The sequence below is a fragment of the Actinacidiphila sp. DG2A-62 genome (assembly GCF_035825295.1).
Lineage (GTDB): Bacteria > Actinomycetota > Actinomycetes > Streptomycetales > Streptomycetaceae > Actinacidiphila.
The window spans coordinates 6418451-6433166 of record NZ_JAYMGI010000002.1 but is presented as its reverse complement, the minus strand read 5'-3'; the positions used below and the strand labels follow the sequence as shown (position 1 = coordinate 6433166).

Annotated in this window: 10 protein-coding genes; 4 read left to right on the top strand and 6 right to left on the bottom strand. The window is 74.1% G+C overall.

All coding sequences use genetic code 11. The features are described 5' to 3' along the window. Nucleotides 1–326: 326 nt before the first annotated feature. Nucleotides 327–1751: an MFS transporter gene (locus VSR01_RS28980; protein WP_326452019.1), complete on the bottom strand. Its 1425-nt coding sequence runs from the start codon at nt 1749–1751 to the stop codon at nt 327–329. Nucleotides 1752–1961: 210 nt separating this feature from the next. On the opposite strand from VSR01_RS28980, the gene VSR01_RS28975 reads away from it, so the two are divergent. Both VSR01_RS28975 and VSR01_RS28970 read left to right on the top strand, forming a co-directional pair. Then, nucleotides 1962–2639: a TetR/AcrR family transcriptional regulator gene (locus VSR01_RS28975; protein WP_326452018.1), complete on the top strand. Its 678-nt coding sequence runs from the start codon at nt 1962–1964 to the stop codon at nt 2637–2639. A 341-nt stretch (nt 2640–2980) separates the two neighbouring features. Continuing rightward, entirely contained in the window at nt 2981–5434 is a 2454-nt protein-coding gene (locus VSR01_RS28970) for an endonuclease/exonuclease/phosphatase family protein (RefSeq protein ID WP_442785717.1), read from the top strand. Between the two features lie 9 nt (nt 5435–5443). Here VSR01_RS28970 and VSR01_RS28965 read toward each other — a convergent pair whose 3' ends face one another. From VSR01_RS28965 to VSR01_RS28945, 5 genes are all read right to left on the bottom strand, one after another. After that, the gene (locus VSR01_RS28965; protein ID WP_326452017.1) at nt 5444–6370 is read right to left on the bottom strand and encodes an NADP-dependent oxidoreductase; all 927 of its coding nucleotides are present in this window, start codon (nt 6368–6370) and stop codon (nt 5444–5446) included. 420 nt (nt 6371–6790) lie between these two features. Further along, nucleotides 6791–7285, bottom strand: coding sequence for an ATP-binding protein (locus VSR01_RS28960; RefSeq protein ID WP_326452016.1), 495 nt, complete (start codon nt 7283–7285; stop codon nt 6791–6793). 220 nt (nt 7286–7505) lie between these two features. Beyond that, nucleotides 7506–8273: an enoyl-CoA hydratase/isomerase family protein gene (locus VSR01_RS28955; protein WP_326452015.1), complete on the bottom strand. Its 768-nt coding sequence runs from the start codon at nt 8271–8273 to the stop codon at nt 7506–7508. Continuing rightward, on the bottom strand, nt 8273–9433 hold the full coding sequence (locus VSR01_RS28950) for a L,D-transpeptidase (protein ID WP_442785716.1): 1161 nt from the start codon (nt 9431–9433) through the stop codon (nt 8273–8275). The genes VSR01_RS28955 and VSR01_RS28950 overlap by 1 nt, the downstream gene beginning before the upstream one ends. A 272-nt stretch (nt 9434–9705) precedes the next feature. Then, nucleotides 9706–10728, bottom strand: a complete 1023-nt coding sequence (locus tag VSR01_RS28945) for a L,D-transpeptidase (protein ID WP_326452013.1) — start codon at nt 10726–10728, stop codon at nt 9706–9708. Nucleotides 10729–10982: 254 nt separating this feature from the next. Here VSR01_RS28945 and glgX point away from each other — a divergent pair, with 254 nt between their 5' ends. After that, nucleotides 10983–13217 (top strand): glycogen debranching protein GlgX, encoded by a 2235-nt coding sequence (gene glgX / locus VSR01_RS28940; protein WP_326453872.1) that lies wholly within the window; start codon nt 10983–10985, stop codon nt 13215–13217. Nucleotides 13218–13265: 48 nt separating this feature from the next. After that, the gene (locus VSR01_RS28935; protein ID WP_442785569.1) at nt 13266–14594 is read left to right on the top strand and encodes an MFS transporter; all 1329 of its coding nucleotides are present in this window, start codon (nt 13266–13268) and stop codon (nt 14592–14594) included. Nucleotides 14595–14716: the final 122 nt, after the last annotated feature.

The window sequence follows — 14716 nt, the reverse complement described above, 5'->3', positions numbered from 1 at the left end:
TCGCGCAGTTCCCCGCGCCCCTCAAAGACCGGCTACGCGTCTGCCCCGTATCCGCCGTGCCCGGCCGCGGGTCCGCTGTGGCTTGTCGCGCAGTTCCCCGCGCCCCTCAAAGACCGGCCACGCGTCTGCCCCGTATCCGCCGAGCCCGGCCGCGGGTCCGCTGTGGCTTGTCGCGCAGTTCCCCGCGCCCCTGGGGTGAACGCTCAGCGCGTTGGCGGCGCGCAGGTCGCCGCGCCCCTGATGGCTCGACGCCCAGCGCACAGGCGACCGGGATCACCCGAGCCACGCCGCGACGCAGCGCGCCCGGCCAGGGACAGCGTCCGGCGTCAGGCGGGGACCGCGCCGGAGGCGATCTGCTCGGGGGTCGGCGCGACCCTGGGCGCCAGCGCCGTCACCACCGTCGTCGCCGCCGCGAACACCGCCGCGACGATCAGCCCCCGGTGGTATCCCGCCACCAGCGCGTCCACCGGCGACCCCCCGCCCCCCGCCACCGCGTTCGTCCGCGACGTCGACAGCGTCGTCACCACCGCCAGCCCCAACGCACCGCCGACCTGGTAGAACGCGCTGACCACCCCCGACGCCGCCCCGGCCTCCCGCGGCTTCACCTCCGCCACCGCCGCGATCTGCGCCGGCACGCTCACCACGATGATCCCGACCCCGAACAGCATCAGCCCCGGCATCATCCCGGTCACGTACGACCCGTGCGCCCCGGCCCGCGCGAGCAGCAGCAGCGCCACGACGTTGAGCACCGCCCCGACCACCTGGATCGACCGGGTGCCGAACCGCGACACCAGCGGCGTCGTGGCGACGGCCGCCGCGATCGCCGCGCCGCCCATCGGCAGGAACTCCACGCCGGCCCGCAGCGCGGAGCCGCCCCGCACCTGCTGCAGGAAGATCGCGGTGAGGAAGAACATCGACAGGAACGCCGCGCCGTTGAGCGCCAGCGCGCCCCCCGCCGTGCTGAGCGCACGCGAGCGCAGCAGGCCCAGCGGGACGAGCGGCGCCGCGGCGCGCGCCTCGACCGCGACGAACGCGGCCAGCAGGACCGCCCCGGCCGCCAGGCAGCCGATCACCTCGGCCGAGGACCAGCCGACGGGTTCGGCGCGCACCACGCCGTAGACGACGGCGAGCAGGCCGCCGGTGCCGAGCACCGCGCCCAGCAGGTCGAAGCCGCGCTGGTCGGCGTGCGGGGTGAACGGCCGGACGAACAGCGGGGTGACCGCGACGAGCGCGACGACGATGGGCACGTTGACGATGAACACCCACCGCCAGCTCGCGGAGTCGACCAGGACTCCGCCGGCGACCACGCCGAGGGTACCGCCGAGGCCGGCCAGGCCGCCCCACACGCCCATGGCGATGGTGCGCCTGCGGCCGTGCTCGAAGGTGACGGTGAGGATGGACAGCGCCGCGGGCGACAGCAGCGCGCCGCCGAGGCCCTGCACCGCGCGTGCGGCGATCAGCCAGCCGGGCGAGGGCGCGAGGCCGCCGGCCAGCGAGGTCGCGCCGAACAGCACCAGGCCGGTGACGAAGACCCGGCGGGAGCCGAAGAGGTCGGAGGCCCGCCCGCCGAGCAGCAGGAAGCCGCCGAAAAGCAGGGTGTAGGCGCTGATCACCCATTGCAGGCCGTCGGTGGTGAAGCCGAGGTCGCGTTGGATGTCGGGCAGCGCCACGTTCACGATCGTGACGTCGAGCACCACGATGAACTGGGCGAGGGCCAGCACGGTGAGCGTGGCCCAGGGACTGCGTCGCATGTCGGGTCCCCCAGGAACGGGTTCGGGCAGGGCGGGAAGCGGAAAAGCCGTGACGCGCCGGACAGGACGTCGACGTATACGACGTATGCTTACATCAGACGCGTACGGCGTCACCCTACACCCCGCGAGTGTACGGCGTACACATATCTCGTACGCAGCCGCCGTTTGTGTACGCTGTCCACACACCGGCAACCGAGGAGGGCGGGACCCATGGCCGCGCAGAGGCGCCTGAACCGGGACGAGCTGGTCGCCACGGCCACGGCGGTGGCGGACGAGGAGGGGCTGGACGCGGTCACCATCCGCCGCGTCGCGCAGTCGCACGACGTGACGCCGATGGCGCTCTACCGGCACTTCGCCGACAAGGAGGGCCTGCTCGACGCGATCGCCGAGCGGCTGCTGGACGACGTCGCCGCGGTCCCGCACGACCCGCGGCGCCCCTGGCACGAGGAGCTGCACGCGCTGCTCGACGCGATCCTCGCGGCGGTCCGCCCGCACCCCAACCTCTCGCCGCTGCTGTTCACCCGGATGTTCCTGTGCGAGTCGGGCCGGATGCTGACCGAGCGGACCCTGGCGCTGCTGGCGGACGGCGGGATGCCGGTGCAGCAGGCCGCCGAGACGGCGTGCCAGATCCTCAGCTCGCTGGTCAGCCTGGTGGTCACCGAGCCCGGCCGGGTCAACGGCCCGGACCCCGACGCGCACGAGGCGCTGCTGCGCGCCAAGCGGGCCGCGCTGCTCGCACTGGACCCGGCGCGCTACCCGCACCTGGTCGCCTCGGCGTTCGCGCTGACCGAGTGCGCGAGCGGGGACGCCTACTACGCGCGCGGCGTCGCGATGATCGTCACCGGCATCCGGGGCAACGCCGCGGACGCCGCCGCCCTCCCCGCCTGATCCGGGCCGGCGCGCACGGCCCGCGCCGACTCGCGTTCCCCGACCGAGCCCGCCGGTCCGGGCCGCGCCGGCGCGCACGCCCGGGCGCGCATCTCGGCACATGTGCGGCGTATCCGACCGCACACCCGGATTTAACCTGAGAACTCCTTCTGCGCCCCGATCTACGCGCGTATCTTGAGGCCGGTCGCGCAACGGAGCCCGCACGCCGCGGGAGCCGACGCGCCGTCATGTCCTCTTGCTCCGCACGAAGGAGAACCGCTCCGGTGTCGCACCCCTCCGAGGCCACGCCGCCCCGCCCCGCGAGACCCCAGGCCGCAGCCGCGGCGGGCCCCGCGGGCTCCCTGCTCCGCAGGCGCATCCTGCCGATCGGCATAGCCGGCGCCGTCGTCCTGGCCGGACTCACCGTCCACTCCGCCTTCGCCGCGCCGTCCGCCGACGGCCTGATCGCCGAGGTGTACGGAGGCGGCGGCAACTCCGGCGCCACGTACACCAACGACTTCGTGGAGCTGGCGAACGCCGGCGCCGCGCCGCTGGACCTCGGCGGCTACAGCGTGCAGTACCTGTCGGGCGCCCCGACCGCCTCGTCCAAGTGGCAGGTCACCGCGCTGGCCGGCGCGCTGGCCGGCCACGGCCGCTACCTGGTCGGCGAGGCGGCGGGCACCGGCGGCAGCACGCCGCTGCCGACGCCCGACGCCACCGGCGCGATCGCGATGTCCGGCACCAGCGGCACCGTCGCGCTGGTCTCCGGCGCCGACCCGCTGACCTGCGTGACGGCCGCGGACTGCGCCGCGGACCCGCGGGTGAAGGACCTGGTCGGCTACGGCACCGCGGTGGTGCACGAGGGCTCGGGCGCCGCCGCGGGCGCGAGCAACACCCAGTCGGTGGCCCGCGGTTCCTCGCTCGCCGACACCGACGACAACGCCGCGGACTTCACCGCCGGAGCGCCCAGCCCGCAGAACGCGGCCGGCGCCGGCGGCACGACCGGCGGCGCGACCGGGGGCGGCACGGGCGGCGACACCGGCGGGACCGGCGGCACCACGCCGCCCACCTCCCCGCCGCCGGTCACCGCGGCGATCCACGACATCCAGGGCGACACCCGCGTCTCGCCGCTGGAGGGCAAGGCGGTCGCCGGCGTCACCGGCGTGGTGACCGGCGTGCGCGACTACGGCTCCTCCAAGGGCTTCTGGTTCCAGGACACCCACCCGGACGCCAACCCCCGGACCAGCGAGGGCGTGTTCGTCTTCACCTCCGCGAGCCCGACGGTCGCGGTCGGCGACGCGGTGTCGGTGGACGCCACCGTCTCCGACTACTACCCGGGCGGCGCGAGCGCCGGCGGCCAGGCGGTCACCGAGCTGACCAAGCCGAAGGTCACCGTGGTCTCCAGCGGCAACCCGCTGCCGGCCCCGGTGGTGCTGGACTCCCGCAGCGTGCCGGACGCGTTCGTGCCCAGCGCCGGCGGCGGCAGCATCGAGAACGTCCCGCTGCGGCCGGACCAGTACGCGCTGGACCTGTACGCCTCGCTGGAGGGCATGAACGTCCGGATCGGCACCAGCCGGGTGGTCGGCGCCACCGACCCGTACTCCGAGCTGTGGGTCACCGTGAAGCCGGACCAGAACCCGACCAAGCGCGGCGGCACCCTCTACACCGGCTACGACCAGCCCAACTCCGGCCGCCTGATGGTGCAGTCGCTGATCCCGACGGCGACCTCGGCGTTCCCGACCGCGAACGTCGGCGACACGCTGAAGGACGGCGCCACCGGGCCGCTGGACTACAACCAGTTCGCCGGCACGTACGCACTCCAGGCGCGCGCCCTCGGCACCGTCGTGAGCGGCGGCATCAAGCCCGAGGTGACCGCGAAGGCGAAGTCCGACCAGGCGGCGGTGGCCACGTACAACGTGGAGAACCTGGCGCCGTCCAACCCGCAGTCGAAGTTCGACGCGCTGGCCCAGGGCCTGGTCACCGACCTGCGCTCGCCCGACATCGTGGCGCTGGAGGAGATCCAGGACAACAGCGGCGCGACCGACGACGGCACGGTGGCCGCGGACCGGACGCTCACCAAGCTGACCGACGCGATCGCCGCGGCCGGCGGCCCGCGCTACCAGTGGCGCGAGATCGACCCGGTCAACGACAAGGACGGCGGCCAGCCGGGCGGCAACATCCGCTCGGTGTTCCTGTTCAACCCGGCCCGGGTGGGCTTCACCGACATCCCCGGCGGCGACTCGACCACCGCCGTGGGCGTCACCGGAACCGGCGCGGCCACCGCGCTGACCGCCTCCCCCGGCCGCATCGCGCCGGCCGACGCCGCGTGGAACGACAGCCGCAAGCCGCTGGCCGGGCAGTTCACCTTCCGCGGCAAGAAGCTGTTCGTGATCGCGAACCACTTCGACTCCAAGGGCGGCGACCAGGGCATCGACAGCCGCTTCCAGCCGCCGGTGCGCAGCTCCGAGGTGCAGCGGGTGCGGCAGGCGGTGATCGAGCACGACTTCGTGGCGCAACTGGAGCAGGCGGACCCGAAGGCGGACGTGGTGGTCCTGGGCGACCTGAACGACTACCAGTTCTCGCCCGCGGTGCTCAGCCTGACCGAGGACGGCAGGGTGCTCACCGATCTGGTGAACACCCTCCCGGCCAGGGAGCGCTACTCCTACGTGTACGAGGGCAACTCGCAGGTCCTCGACCACATCCTGGTCAGCCCGGGCCTGGCGAAGAAGGCGGACTACGACGTGGTCCACATCAACGCCGAGTTCGCGAACCAGACCAGCGACCACGACCCGCAGGTGGTGCGGCTCAAGCCGTGACCCGCGGCGTCACGCCACGGTCAGGACCAGCTTGCCGGTGACGTGGCCCGACTCGCTGACGCGGTGCGCCTGCGCCGCGTCGGCGAGCGGGTAGGCGGCGTGGACGCGCGGGGCGAGCTTGCCGGCGGCGATCAGCGCGAGCGCCTCCTCGATCGCGGCCTCGCCGCCCCGGCCGTCGGTGTCGGAGGTGTAGCGCACACCGTGCTCGGCGGCGCCGGCCGGATCGGTGATGGCGACGACACGCTCGGCGCCACCGGTCAGCTCGACCGACGCGGCGACCGAGCCGCCGCGGCCCGCGCCGTCCAGCGCGGCGTCGACGCCGCCGGGGGCGACCGCCCGCACCCGGTCGGCCAGGCCCTCGCCGTACGCGACCGGGACCGCGCCGAGCGAGCGCAGATAGTCGTGGTTGGCCGGGCTCGCGGTGCCGATCACGGTGAGCCCGCGGGCCACCGCGATCTGCACCGCGATGCCGCCGACCGCGCCGGCCGCGGCGTGCACCAGCAGCGTCTCGCCGGGGCGCACGCCGAGCAGGTCGAACGCGCGGTAGGCGGTCTCGGCGGCGACCGGGAGGGCCACGGCCTGCTGCCAGTCGACCGTGTCGGGCTTGATCGTCAGCCGGGCGGCGTCGGCGATGGCCTGCTCGGCGTAGCTGCCGGTGACGGTCCAGCCGAAGACCTCCTCGCCGACGTCGAGGCCCTCGACGCCTTCGCCGAGGGCCTCGACGACGCCGGCCGCCTCCAGGCCGGGGACGTGCGGGAAGGTGACGGGGAAGACCTGTCGCATCGCACCCGACCTGATCTTGGCGTCGAGGGCGTTGACGCCGGCGGCGCGCACCGCGACGCGGACCTGGCCGGGGCCCGGGTCCGGCAGCGGGACCTCCGCGGTGTGCAGTACGCCGGGGTCGCCGAACTCGGTCAGGACGACAGCCTTCGTCATGGGATCACGGTCCTTCGGTGAAGTGCGGTGCGTTGTGCCCAGAGTCCAGCACGCCAGGGCCGTCCGGTGTCCGCGTAGTCTCCCGGTGTAGTCTCCGTGCGCTATATGAAAAGGTCATGAGAGCATTTAGCCATTGTTTAGAAGGCACGTGGCCTATGTCACCCTCATATTCGTCCGCGAGATGACCGTTTTGCGGAGAAACGCCCAACTACTGGAATTTGCCCGCGGCCCGCTTGTCGTGCGACAGTCGTTGGCAACGGCCACCAGACCCGGGCTCGGCCGTTCCACAGGCGCCGCGGACCACACCCCCCTGCTTCGCGGCGGTTTCGAAGAGGCCCTCCTCGCCGTCACCCCCCCCCGACGGCGGAGGGCCTCTTCTTGTGCGCCCAGGTTCTTGTTCTTGGGCGCCAGGGCGCGCGGCTACGGCAGGCGTTCGGTGACGCGGAGCTCGAACCAGGTGGTCTTGCCGCGCGGCAGCAGGTCCACGCCCCAGCGGTCGGACAGGTGGTCCACCAGGAACAGGCCGCGCCCGCTGACGTCCGTGGGGCGGACCGGCAGCAGGCAGGGCAGCGCGCGCGACGGGTCGCGCACCTCGACCCTGACCCAGCCGCGCCGCGGCACCACCCGCAGGCCGAAGGTGCGGGCGCCGGTGTGCCGTACCGCGTTGCCGACCAGTTCGGAGACCAGCAGCTCGACGACGTCGGCGTACCCGCCCAGACCCGAGCGGCGGAGCACCGACAGCGCCAGCCGGCGGGCGGTGGCGGCCGACTCCGGCCGCGAGGTCAGGGTCACCTCGCCGTCCGAGGGATCGCCCAGCAGTTCCAGCGCGCTGTCACCGGCGCCGGGCGGGAGGGGCGCGGCGACCGCCGCGGCACGTCCCCGCTGCGGCTGCTCCGACCCGCTCAGACCCGCCATGCTTTTCATGATGGCCGTAAAGCGCGGGTTCCGCCGGACAACCGCCGGAATTGGCCTGCCGTCCACCCCCGTCCGGGGCGGACTGCGCGGCCGCCCGGGGGCGCGTCCGAACGCGCCGGCGCTCGCGGCGGGGCCTGTACGGCCGCCGACGCGCGCCGACGACCGCTGACGACCGCCGGACGAAGGCGCCTGCGCCGTCCGCACGGGTCCCCGGCCGGGATCAGCCGAAGACGGCCTTGCCCGGGCCCTTCTCGACGAAGCTGCGCATGCCCGTCTCGCGGTCCTCGGTGGCGAACAGCCCGGCGAACAGCGTGCGTTCGATGGTCAGCCCGGTGTCCAGGTCGGTGTCCAGGCCCGCGTCGACCGCTTCCTTCGCGGCGCGCAGCGCGTACGCGGGCCCGCGGGCCAGCCGCTCGGCCCAGGCGCGCGCCTGGACGTACACCTCGTCCGCGGGCGCCACCCGGTCGACCAGACCGAGGCCGAGCGCCTCGGCCGCGTCCACCGTGCGGCCGGTGAAGATCAGGTCCTTGGCCCGGGACGGGCCGATCAGCCGGGCCAGCCGCTGGGTGCCGCCGGCGCCGGGGATCAGCCCGAGCAGGATCTCCGGCTGCCCCAGCTTGGCGTTCTCGGCGGCGATCCTGAAGTCCGCGCACAGCGCCAGCTCGCAGCCGCCGCCCAGCGCGTACCCGGTGACCGCGGCCACCACCGGCTTGGGGATGCGGGCCACCGCCGTGAACGCGTCCTGGAGGTCGCGGGCCCGGTCGACCATGTCCTGGTAGGACATGCCCTGCATCTCCTTGATGTCCGCGCCGGCCGCGAAGACCTTCTCGCCGCCCCAGACCACCACGGCCCGCACGTCCGGCCGCCGGCCCGCCTCCTCGGCCAGCGTGCGCAGCCGGTCCTGCGTGGCGGCGTCGAGCGCGTTCATCGGCGGCCGGTCCAGCCGCAGGGTGCCGACGCCGGCTTCGACGTCCAGGGTGACGGTCATCAGGACTTCCATTCGCTCCAGGAGAGGTTCCAGCCGTTCAGGCCGTTGTACCACTGGACCGTCTTGTCCTTGGAGTTGACCACCTGGACCACGTCGCCGATCAGCGAGTGGGTGTAGAACCAGGCGGCCGGGGTGTCCGGGTCGCCCGCGCCGCGCACGTCGCGCAGGCCGACGCAGCCGTGGCTGGTGTTGCTGTTGCCGAAGACCGAGGGCGCGGCCCAGTAGTTGCCGTGGATGAAGGTGCCCGAGTTGGTCAGCCGCATCGCGTGCGGCACGTCCGGGATGTCGTACTCGCCGCCGAAGCCGACGGTGTCGCCGTTCATCCGGGTCTTGAGGTACTTCTCGGAGATCACCATCTTGCCGTTGTACGTGGTGTGGTCCGGCGCGCCCGAGGAGATCGGGATGGTCTTGACCACCTTGTTGCTCCGGTACACGGTCATGGTGTGCTGGGCGGCGTCCACGATGCTCACCTGGCGGCGGCCGACGGTGAAGTGCACGGACTTGTGCTGCTTGCCGTAGACGCCGGGGGCGCCCTCGACGCCGTTGAGGTTCAGGTTCAGCGTCACCTCGGTGCCGGCCGCCCAGTAGTCGGCCGGGCGGATGTAGAGGTCCTGGCTGCCGTTCCACTTCGCGGCGACGTCGACGGCCGGCGAGGCGGTGACGGTCACGCCCTTCTCGACCGCGGCCTTGTTGGTGATCGCGCGGTTGAAGTGGAGGTAGACCTCCATGCCGACGCCGACGGTGGAGCCGTCCTCGGGGGTGAAGAACCCGACGAAGGTGTCCTTGGGGACCACGGTGGTGAAGGTGGCGTGCTTGTCGGACTCGCGCCCGCTGCCGTCCTTGGCGACCGCGTCGACGGTGTACTGCGTGGAGGTGTCCAGGTGGCCGCTGGGCGTCCAGCCCAGGCCGTCGGCGGATATGGCGCCGTCGACGGGCCGGCCCTTGTCGTCCTTGACCACCACGGAGGTGAGCTTGCCCCCGGACGCGGAGACCTTCAGCTCACCGGTGGTGGCGACGTCGGTCGCGCCGTCCTTGGGGGCGATGTCGACCACGGCGGTGGAGACCGCGGGCGAGGTGGTGGCGGCCGAGCCGCCGGACGTGGAGTCGCCCGACCCGCCCGCGTCGTCGCCGCCCGGCCCGCAGGCCGCGGCCAGCATCATCACTCCACCGAGCGCGAGCGCCACGACGCTCCTGCGCACGCCCGACCCCACACCTATCGGCTTCAACTCTCGACTCCCCTAGCGCGACACACCCGACAACACACCGGACAACCCCCAGGCCCCCTGCTCGGCAAAGAAAACCACAAGAATCTGAGAGCCCGGTTCACGGAATTGTCACCGTTCCGTCCCAGAACCCGCCGGACGGTGGCCCCGGCGGCCCCCCGCGGCGTAGCCGGGGGACGGGAGGGCCGGGCGGTCGCGAGGCGGCCGGGTCAGCCCAGCGCGGAGCCGGCCGTCCACTGCGGCCAGTCCAGGTTCCAGCCGCCCAGGCCGTTGTCGGGGGCGACCACGGCGTCGTCCGAACCGAGCACCCGCACCGGGTCGCCGATCAGCGAGTGGTCGTAGAACCAGGCGGCCGGGGTGTCCGGGTCGCCCGCGCCGCGCACGTCCGGCAGCCCCACGCAGCCGTGGCTGACGTCGGCCGCGCCGAAGACGCCCGGCGGCGACCAGTAGTTGCCGTGCACGAAGGTCCCGGAGGCGGTCAGCCGCATCGCGTGCGGCACGTCGGGGATGTCGTACTCGCCGCCGAAGCCGACCGTGCTGCCGTTCATCCGGGTCGTGCGGTACTTCTCGGTGATCACCATGATCCCGTTGTACGTGGTGTGCTCGGGGCTGCCCGCGGTGATCGGGAGGGAGCGCAGCAGGACGCCGTCGCGGACCACGGTCATGGTGTGGGTGCGGACGTCCACGGTGCTGCGCTGGTCGCGCGCCACGGTGAAGTGCACGGACTTGTCCTGCCTGCCGTAGACGCCGGGCGCGCCGCGCACCCCGGCCAGGCGCAGGGTGAGCGTGACCCGCGCGCCGGCCGGCCAGAAGTCGGCCGGGCGCAGGTCCAGCCGGCGGGCGCCGAACCAGTGGCCGACGACCCGGCGGGCCGGCCGGGAGGTGACGGTGACGGCGTGCTCGACGGCGGCCCGGTCGGTGATCGGCCGGCTGAAGCGCAGCGAGACGATGAGGCCGCTGCCGACGGTGGAGCCGTCCTCGGGGCTGAAGACGCCGACGAAGGTGGTGCGCGGCGAGGCGCTGGGCGCGGCGGACGCGCGCCGCGGGTCCTTGTGGTCGCCGGAGGGCGCGGCGCCGCAGCCGCCGGCGAGCAGCGCCGCGAGGGCGGCGAGCACGGCGAGCGCCGCACGCGCGGCGGAACGCGCCGGCGCGGCGGGGGCGACGCGAGGGGCGGCGGGGGCGGCGGCACGGGTACGGGCGGTGGCACGGGCACGGGCGGGGGCGGTCCTCACGCCTGGTCAACGACACGGCGGGGGCGGGGAAACGCGCAGGCGTACGCCGGGTGACACCCGGCCCCTGAAAGGGAAGGAAGGGGGCAGGGACATCGAGGGAGGCCGCGGCCGCGGGCCGGGCGGGGACGCCGGGCCGCGCACCCGCGCGCCTCGGAGCCGCCGGGAGGCGACACGTGTCGGAGACACGCGAGTTCGGCGCTGCCGACCGGGCGGACGCGGAGCCCCCGCACGCCCCGCGGACCACGCCGCCCAGGGTGCCGCGCCCGGCGCGCGCCGAGGCGCCCGCCGCCGGGCGCGCCGCGCCCCCGCTGTGGCCCGGCGGCCCGCAGCCGCTCGGCGCGCGCTTCCGCACCGGCCCGGACGGCCGCACCGGCACCAACTTCGCGCTGTGGGCGGGCGGCGCGGAGTCCGTCGAGCTGTGCCTGTTCGACGCCGACGGCACGCAGACGCGGGTGCCGCTGACGGAGCTGACGCACGAGGTGTGGCACGGCTTCCTGCCCGGGATCGGGCCGGGACAGCGCTACGGCTACCGGGTCGGCGGCCGGTGGGACCCGTGGACCGGCGCCCGCTGGAACCCCGCGAAGCTGCTGCTCGACCCCTACGCGCGGGCGGTGGACGGCGAGTTCGTGCTCGCGCCCGAGACGTACGGCCATGTGCGGGACTGGCCGGAGCGGCACGTCGCGGACACCGTGCGGGACGACCGGGACTCCGCGCCCTTCGTCCCCAAGGGCGTGGTGGTCGACGATGACGACGACTGGCAGGACGACCGCAGGCCGAAGACGCCCTGGTCGGACTCGGTGATCTACGAGCTGCACGTGCGCGGCTTCACCCGCCGCCACCCGGAGGTACCGCCAAAGCTGCGCGGCACCTACGCGGGCCTGGCGCACCCGGCGGCGATCGCGCACCTGACCTCGCTCGGGGTGACGGCGGTGGAACTGCTGCCGGTGCACCAGTTCGCGCACGAGGAGCACCTGGAGCGCCGGGGTCTGCGCAACTACTGGGGCTACAACTCGATCGGCTACTTCGCCCCGCACGCCGGCTACAGCGCGAGCGGCTCGGGCGGGCAGCAGGTCGGCGAGTTCAAGCGGATGGTGCGGGCGCTGCACGCCGCCGGCATCGAGGTGATCCTCGACGTGGTCTACAACCACACCGCCGAGGGCGGCCAGGGCGGCCCGACGCTGTCGCTGCGCGGCATCGACAACCGCGGCTACTACCGGCTCGGCGCCGACCCGCGCGGCTACACCGACTACACCGGCTGCGGCAACACACTCGCCGTGGTGCAGCCGCAGGTGCTGCGGCTGATCACCGACTCGCTGCGCTACTGGGTCACCGAGATGGGCGTGGACGGCTTCCGCTTCGACCTCGCGGCGGCGCTGGCCCGGGCGATGCACGACGTGGACATGCTCTCCCCGTTTCTCGCGGTGATCGCGCAGGACCCGGTGCTGCGCCGGGTCAAGCTGATCGCCGAGCCGTGGGACGTGGGCGCCGGCGGCTACCAGGTGGGCGCGTTCCCGCCGCTGTGGACGGAGTGGAACGACCGTTTCCGCGACACCGTGCGGGACTTCTGGCGCGGCGCCACCGGGGACGTGCGCGACCTCGGCTACCGGCTGTCGGGCTCCAGCGACCTCTACGACTGGGGCGGCCGGCGGCCGTACGCCTCGGTCAACTACGTGACCGCGCACGACGGCTTCACGCTGCGCGACCTGGTGTCGTACAACCACAAGCACAACGCGGCCAACGGCGAGGACGGCCGGGACGGCTCGGACGACAACCGGTCGTGGAACTGCGGCGCGGAGGGTGAGACCGACGACCCGGCGGTGGCGGCGCTGCGCCGCCGGCAGTTGCGCAACCTGCTGGGCACGCTGCTGCTGTCCACCGGTGTGCCGATGCTGGTCGCGGGCGACGAGCTGGGCCGCACCCAGGGCGGCAACAACAACGCGTACTGCCAGGACAACGCGACGAGCTGGGTGGACTGGTCGCTGCTGGAGGACCCCGGCTGGCGGTCGCTGCGGGACCTGGCGGCGCGGCTGATCGCGTTGCGCCGCGCGCACCCGGTGCTGCGCCGCGGCGGCTTCTTCTCCGGTCTCGCGCTGGCGCCGGAGGGGCTGCGCGACGTGGCGTGGTTCCGGCCGGACGGGCGGGAGATGACGGAGGGCGACTGGTTCGCGCAGTCCTCGACGTTGGGGATGTTCCTGTCCGGGCGCGACATACCGCAGCGCGACGCGCGCGGCGGCCGGGTGGTCGACGACAGCTTCCTGCTGCTCGCGCACGGCGGGCACCGGCCGGTGTCCTTCGTGCTGCCGGGCGCGCCGTGGGCGGCGGGCTACGCGCTGCTGCTGGACACCGCGCGGGAGCAGGCGTGGCTGGGACCGGCCGACGGGGAGCCGGCGGAGGCGGACGCGGCACGGGTTCCCGAGGTGCCGGGCGGGGCGCGGCTGAGCGTCCCCGGACGCTCGCTGCGGCTGTACCGGGTACGGGAAACGCGCTGATCAACAACTGTATGGACGCGGTGCGGCGGCCCGGTCCATAGTGGCGCGGTGAGTTCTTCCCCGTCCCGTGGCGCCGCAGGCCGACAGCCCGGCGCCGCCCGGCCGGACGCCGCCCGCCCGCCGAGGTCCGCCCGGCCGCTCGGCGCCGCGACCGCCGCGCGGAACGGCGGGCTCCCCGACCCCGGGCGGCTGTGGTCGGCGAACTTCCGGCTCTACTTCACCGCCCGCTCGGTGGCGATGCTCGGCGACACCATGCTGCCGGTGGCGCTGTCGGCCGGCCTGTTGTCGTACGGCTACTCGGCCGGCGACATCGGTCTGGTGATGGCGGCCTCCACGGCGTGCTTCGCGGGCCTGGTGGTCTTCGGCGGGGTGTTCGCCGACCGGTTCAACGCGCGGGCGATGATGATCGGCGCGGACCTGGTGCGGGTGTGCTCGCAGTCGCTGGCCGCGTACCTCTTCCTGACCCACCGGGTGCGGCTGTGGGAGGTCGCGGTGATCGCGGTGGTCAACGGCACGGCGGCGGCGATGTTCCAGCCGGGCGTGGCCAGCACGGTGCCGCGGGTGGCGGCGGACGTGCAGGGCGCCAACGCGGTGACGCGCACCGCGGAGTCCACCGCGGGCCTGCTGGGACCGGCGTTCGCCGGTGTGCTGATCGGACTGACCTCGCCCGGCGCGGTGTTCGTGGTGCACGCCTCCACCTACGCCACCAGCGCGGCCTGCCTGGTGCTGCTGCGGCTCGCGCCGCTGCCGCCGCGGGTGTCGCGCGCGGTGAGCACCTTCCGCACCGATCTGGCCGAGGGGTGGCGGGAGTTCAGGGCCCGCACCTGGATGTGGTCGGTGATCGTGGTGTGGATGGTGTACATGGTCTGCATGGTCGGGCCGTTCACGCCGCTGGCCGCGGGGCAGTTGATCCCGGCGCACGGCGCGGGCGCGTACGGCCTGGTCAACTCGGCGCTGGGCGGCGGCACCGCGGCCGGGGCGCTGCTCGCGATGCGGCTGCGGGCGCGGCGGCCGCTGCGCGCGGGGTCGTTCGCGGTCTTCGCCACCTGTCTGATGCCGCTGTCGGTGGGCCTCGCGCTGCCGGTCCCGGCGGTCTGCGGCTGCGTCTTCGTCGCCGGCGTCGGCTCGGCGTACTGGGGCGTGAACTGGGCGACCTCGGTGCAGACGCAGGTGCCGGGCGACATCCTCAACCGGATCCACGCCTACGAGGTGGCCGGCTCGGTGGCCATGGTCCCGGTCGGCCAGGCGCTGGCCGGCCCGGCCGCGGCGGCCTTCGGCGCCTCGCACGTCCTGCTGGCCGGGAGCGCGGTGGCGGTCACCGTCGCCACGACGCTGCTCTGCGTGCCCGCGATCCGCGATCTGCGCCGGGTGCCCTAGCTGTTCTGACCGCGGAGGTTGGTGACAGGCAGTCCGGCGAGCGCGAACACGCCGTGGGTGACTCGGAGGTGCTGACCACTCGCCGAGCGGCCCTCAGTTGCGAACCAGGAAGGGTGCGGATC

Excerpts from the sequence above, each read along its gene's own strand:
- VSR01_RS28980 (WP_326452019.1), bottom strand. The coding sequence starts at position 1,751 with ATGCGACGCAGTCCCTGGGCCACGCTCACCGTGCTGGCCCTCGCCCAG.
- VSR01_RS28975 (WP_326452018.1), top strand. The coding sequence starts at position 1,962 with ATGGCCGCGCAGAGGCGCCTGAACCGGGACGAGCTGGTCGCCACGGCC.
- VSR01_RS28965 (WP_326452017.1), bottom strand. The coding sequence starts at position 6,370 with ATGACGAAGGCTGTCGTCCTGACCGAGTTCGGCGACCCCGGCGTACTG.
- VSR01_RS28960 (WP_326452016.1), bottom strand. The coding sequence starts at position 7,285 with ATGGCGGGTCTGAGCGGGTCGGAGCAGCCGCAGCGGGGACGTGCCGCG.
- VSR01_RS28955 (WP_326452015.1), bottom strand. The coding sequence starts at position 8,273 with ATGACCGTCACCCTGGACGTCGAAGCCGGCGTCGGCACCCTGCGGCTG.
- VSR01_RS28950 (WP_442785716.1), bottom strand. The coding sequence starts at position 9,433 with ATGATGCTGGCCGCGGCCTGCGGGCCGGGCGGCGACGACGCGGGCGGG.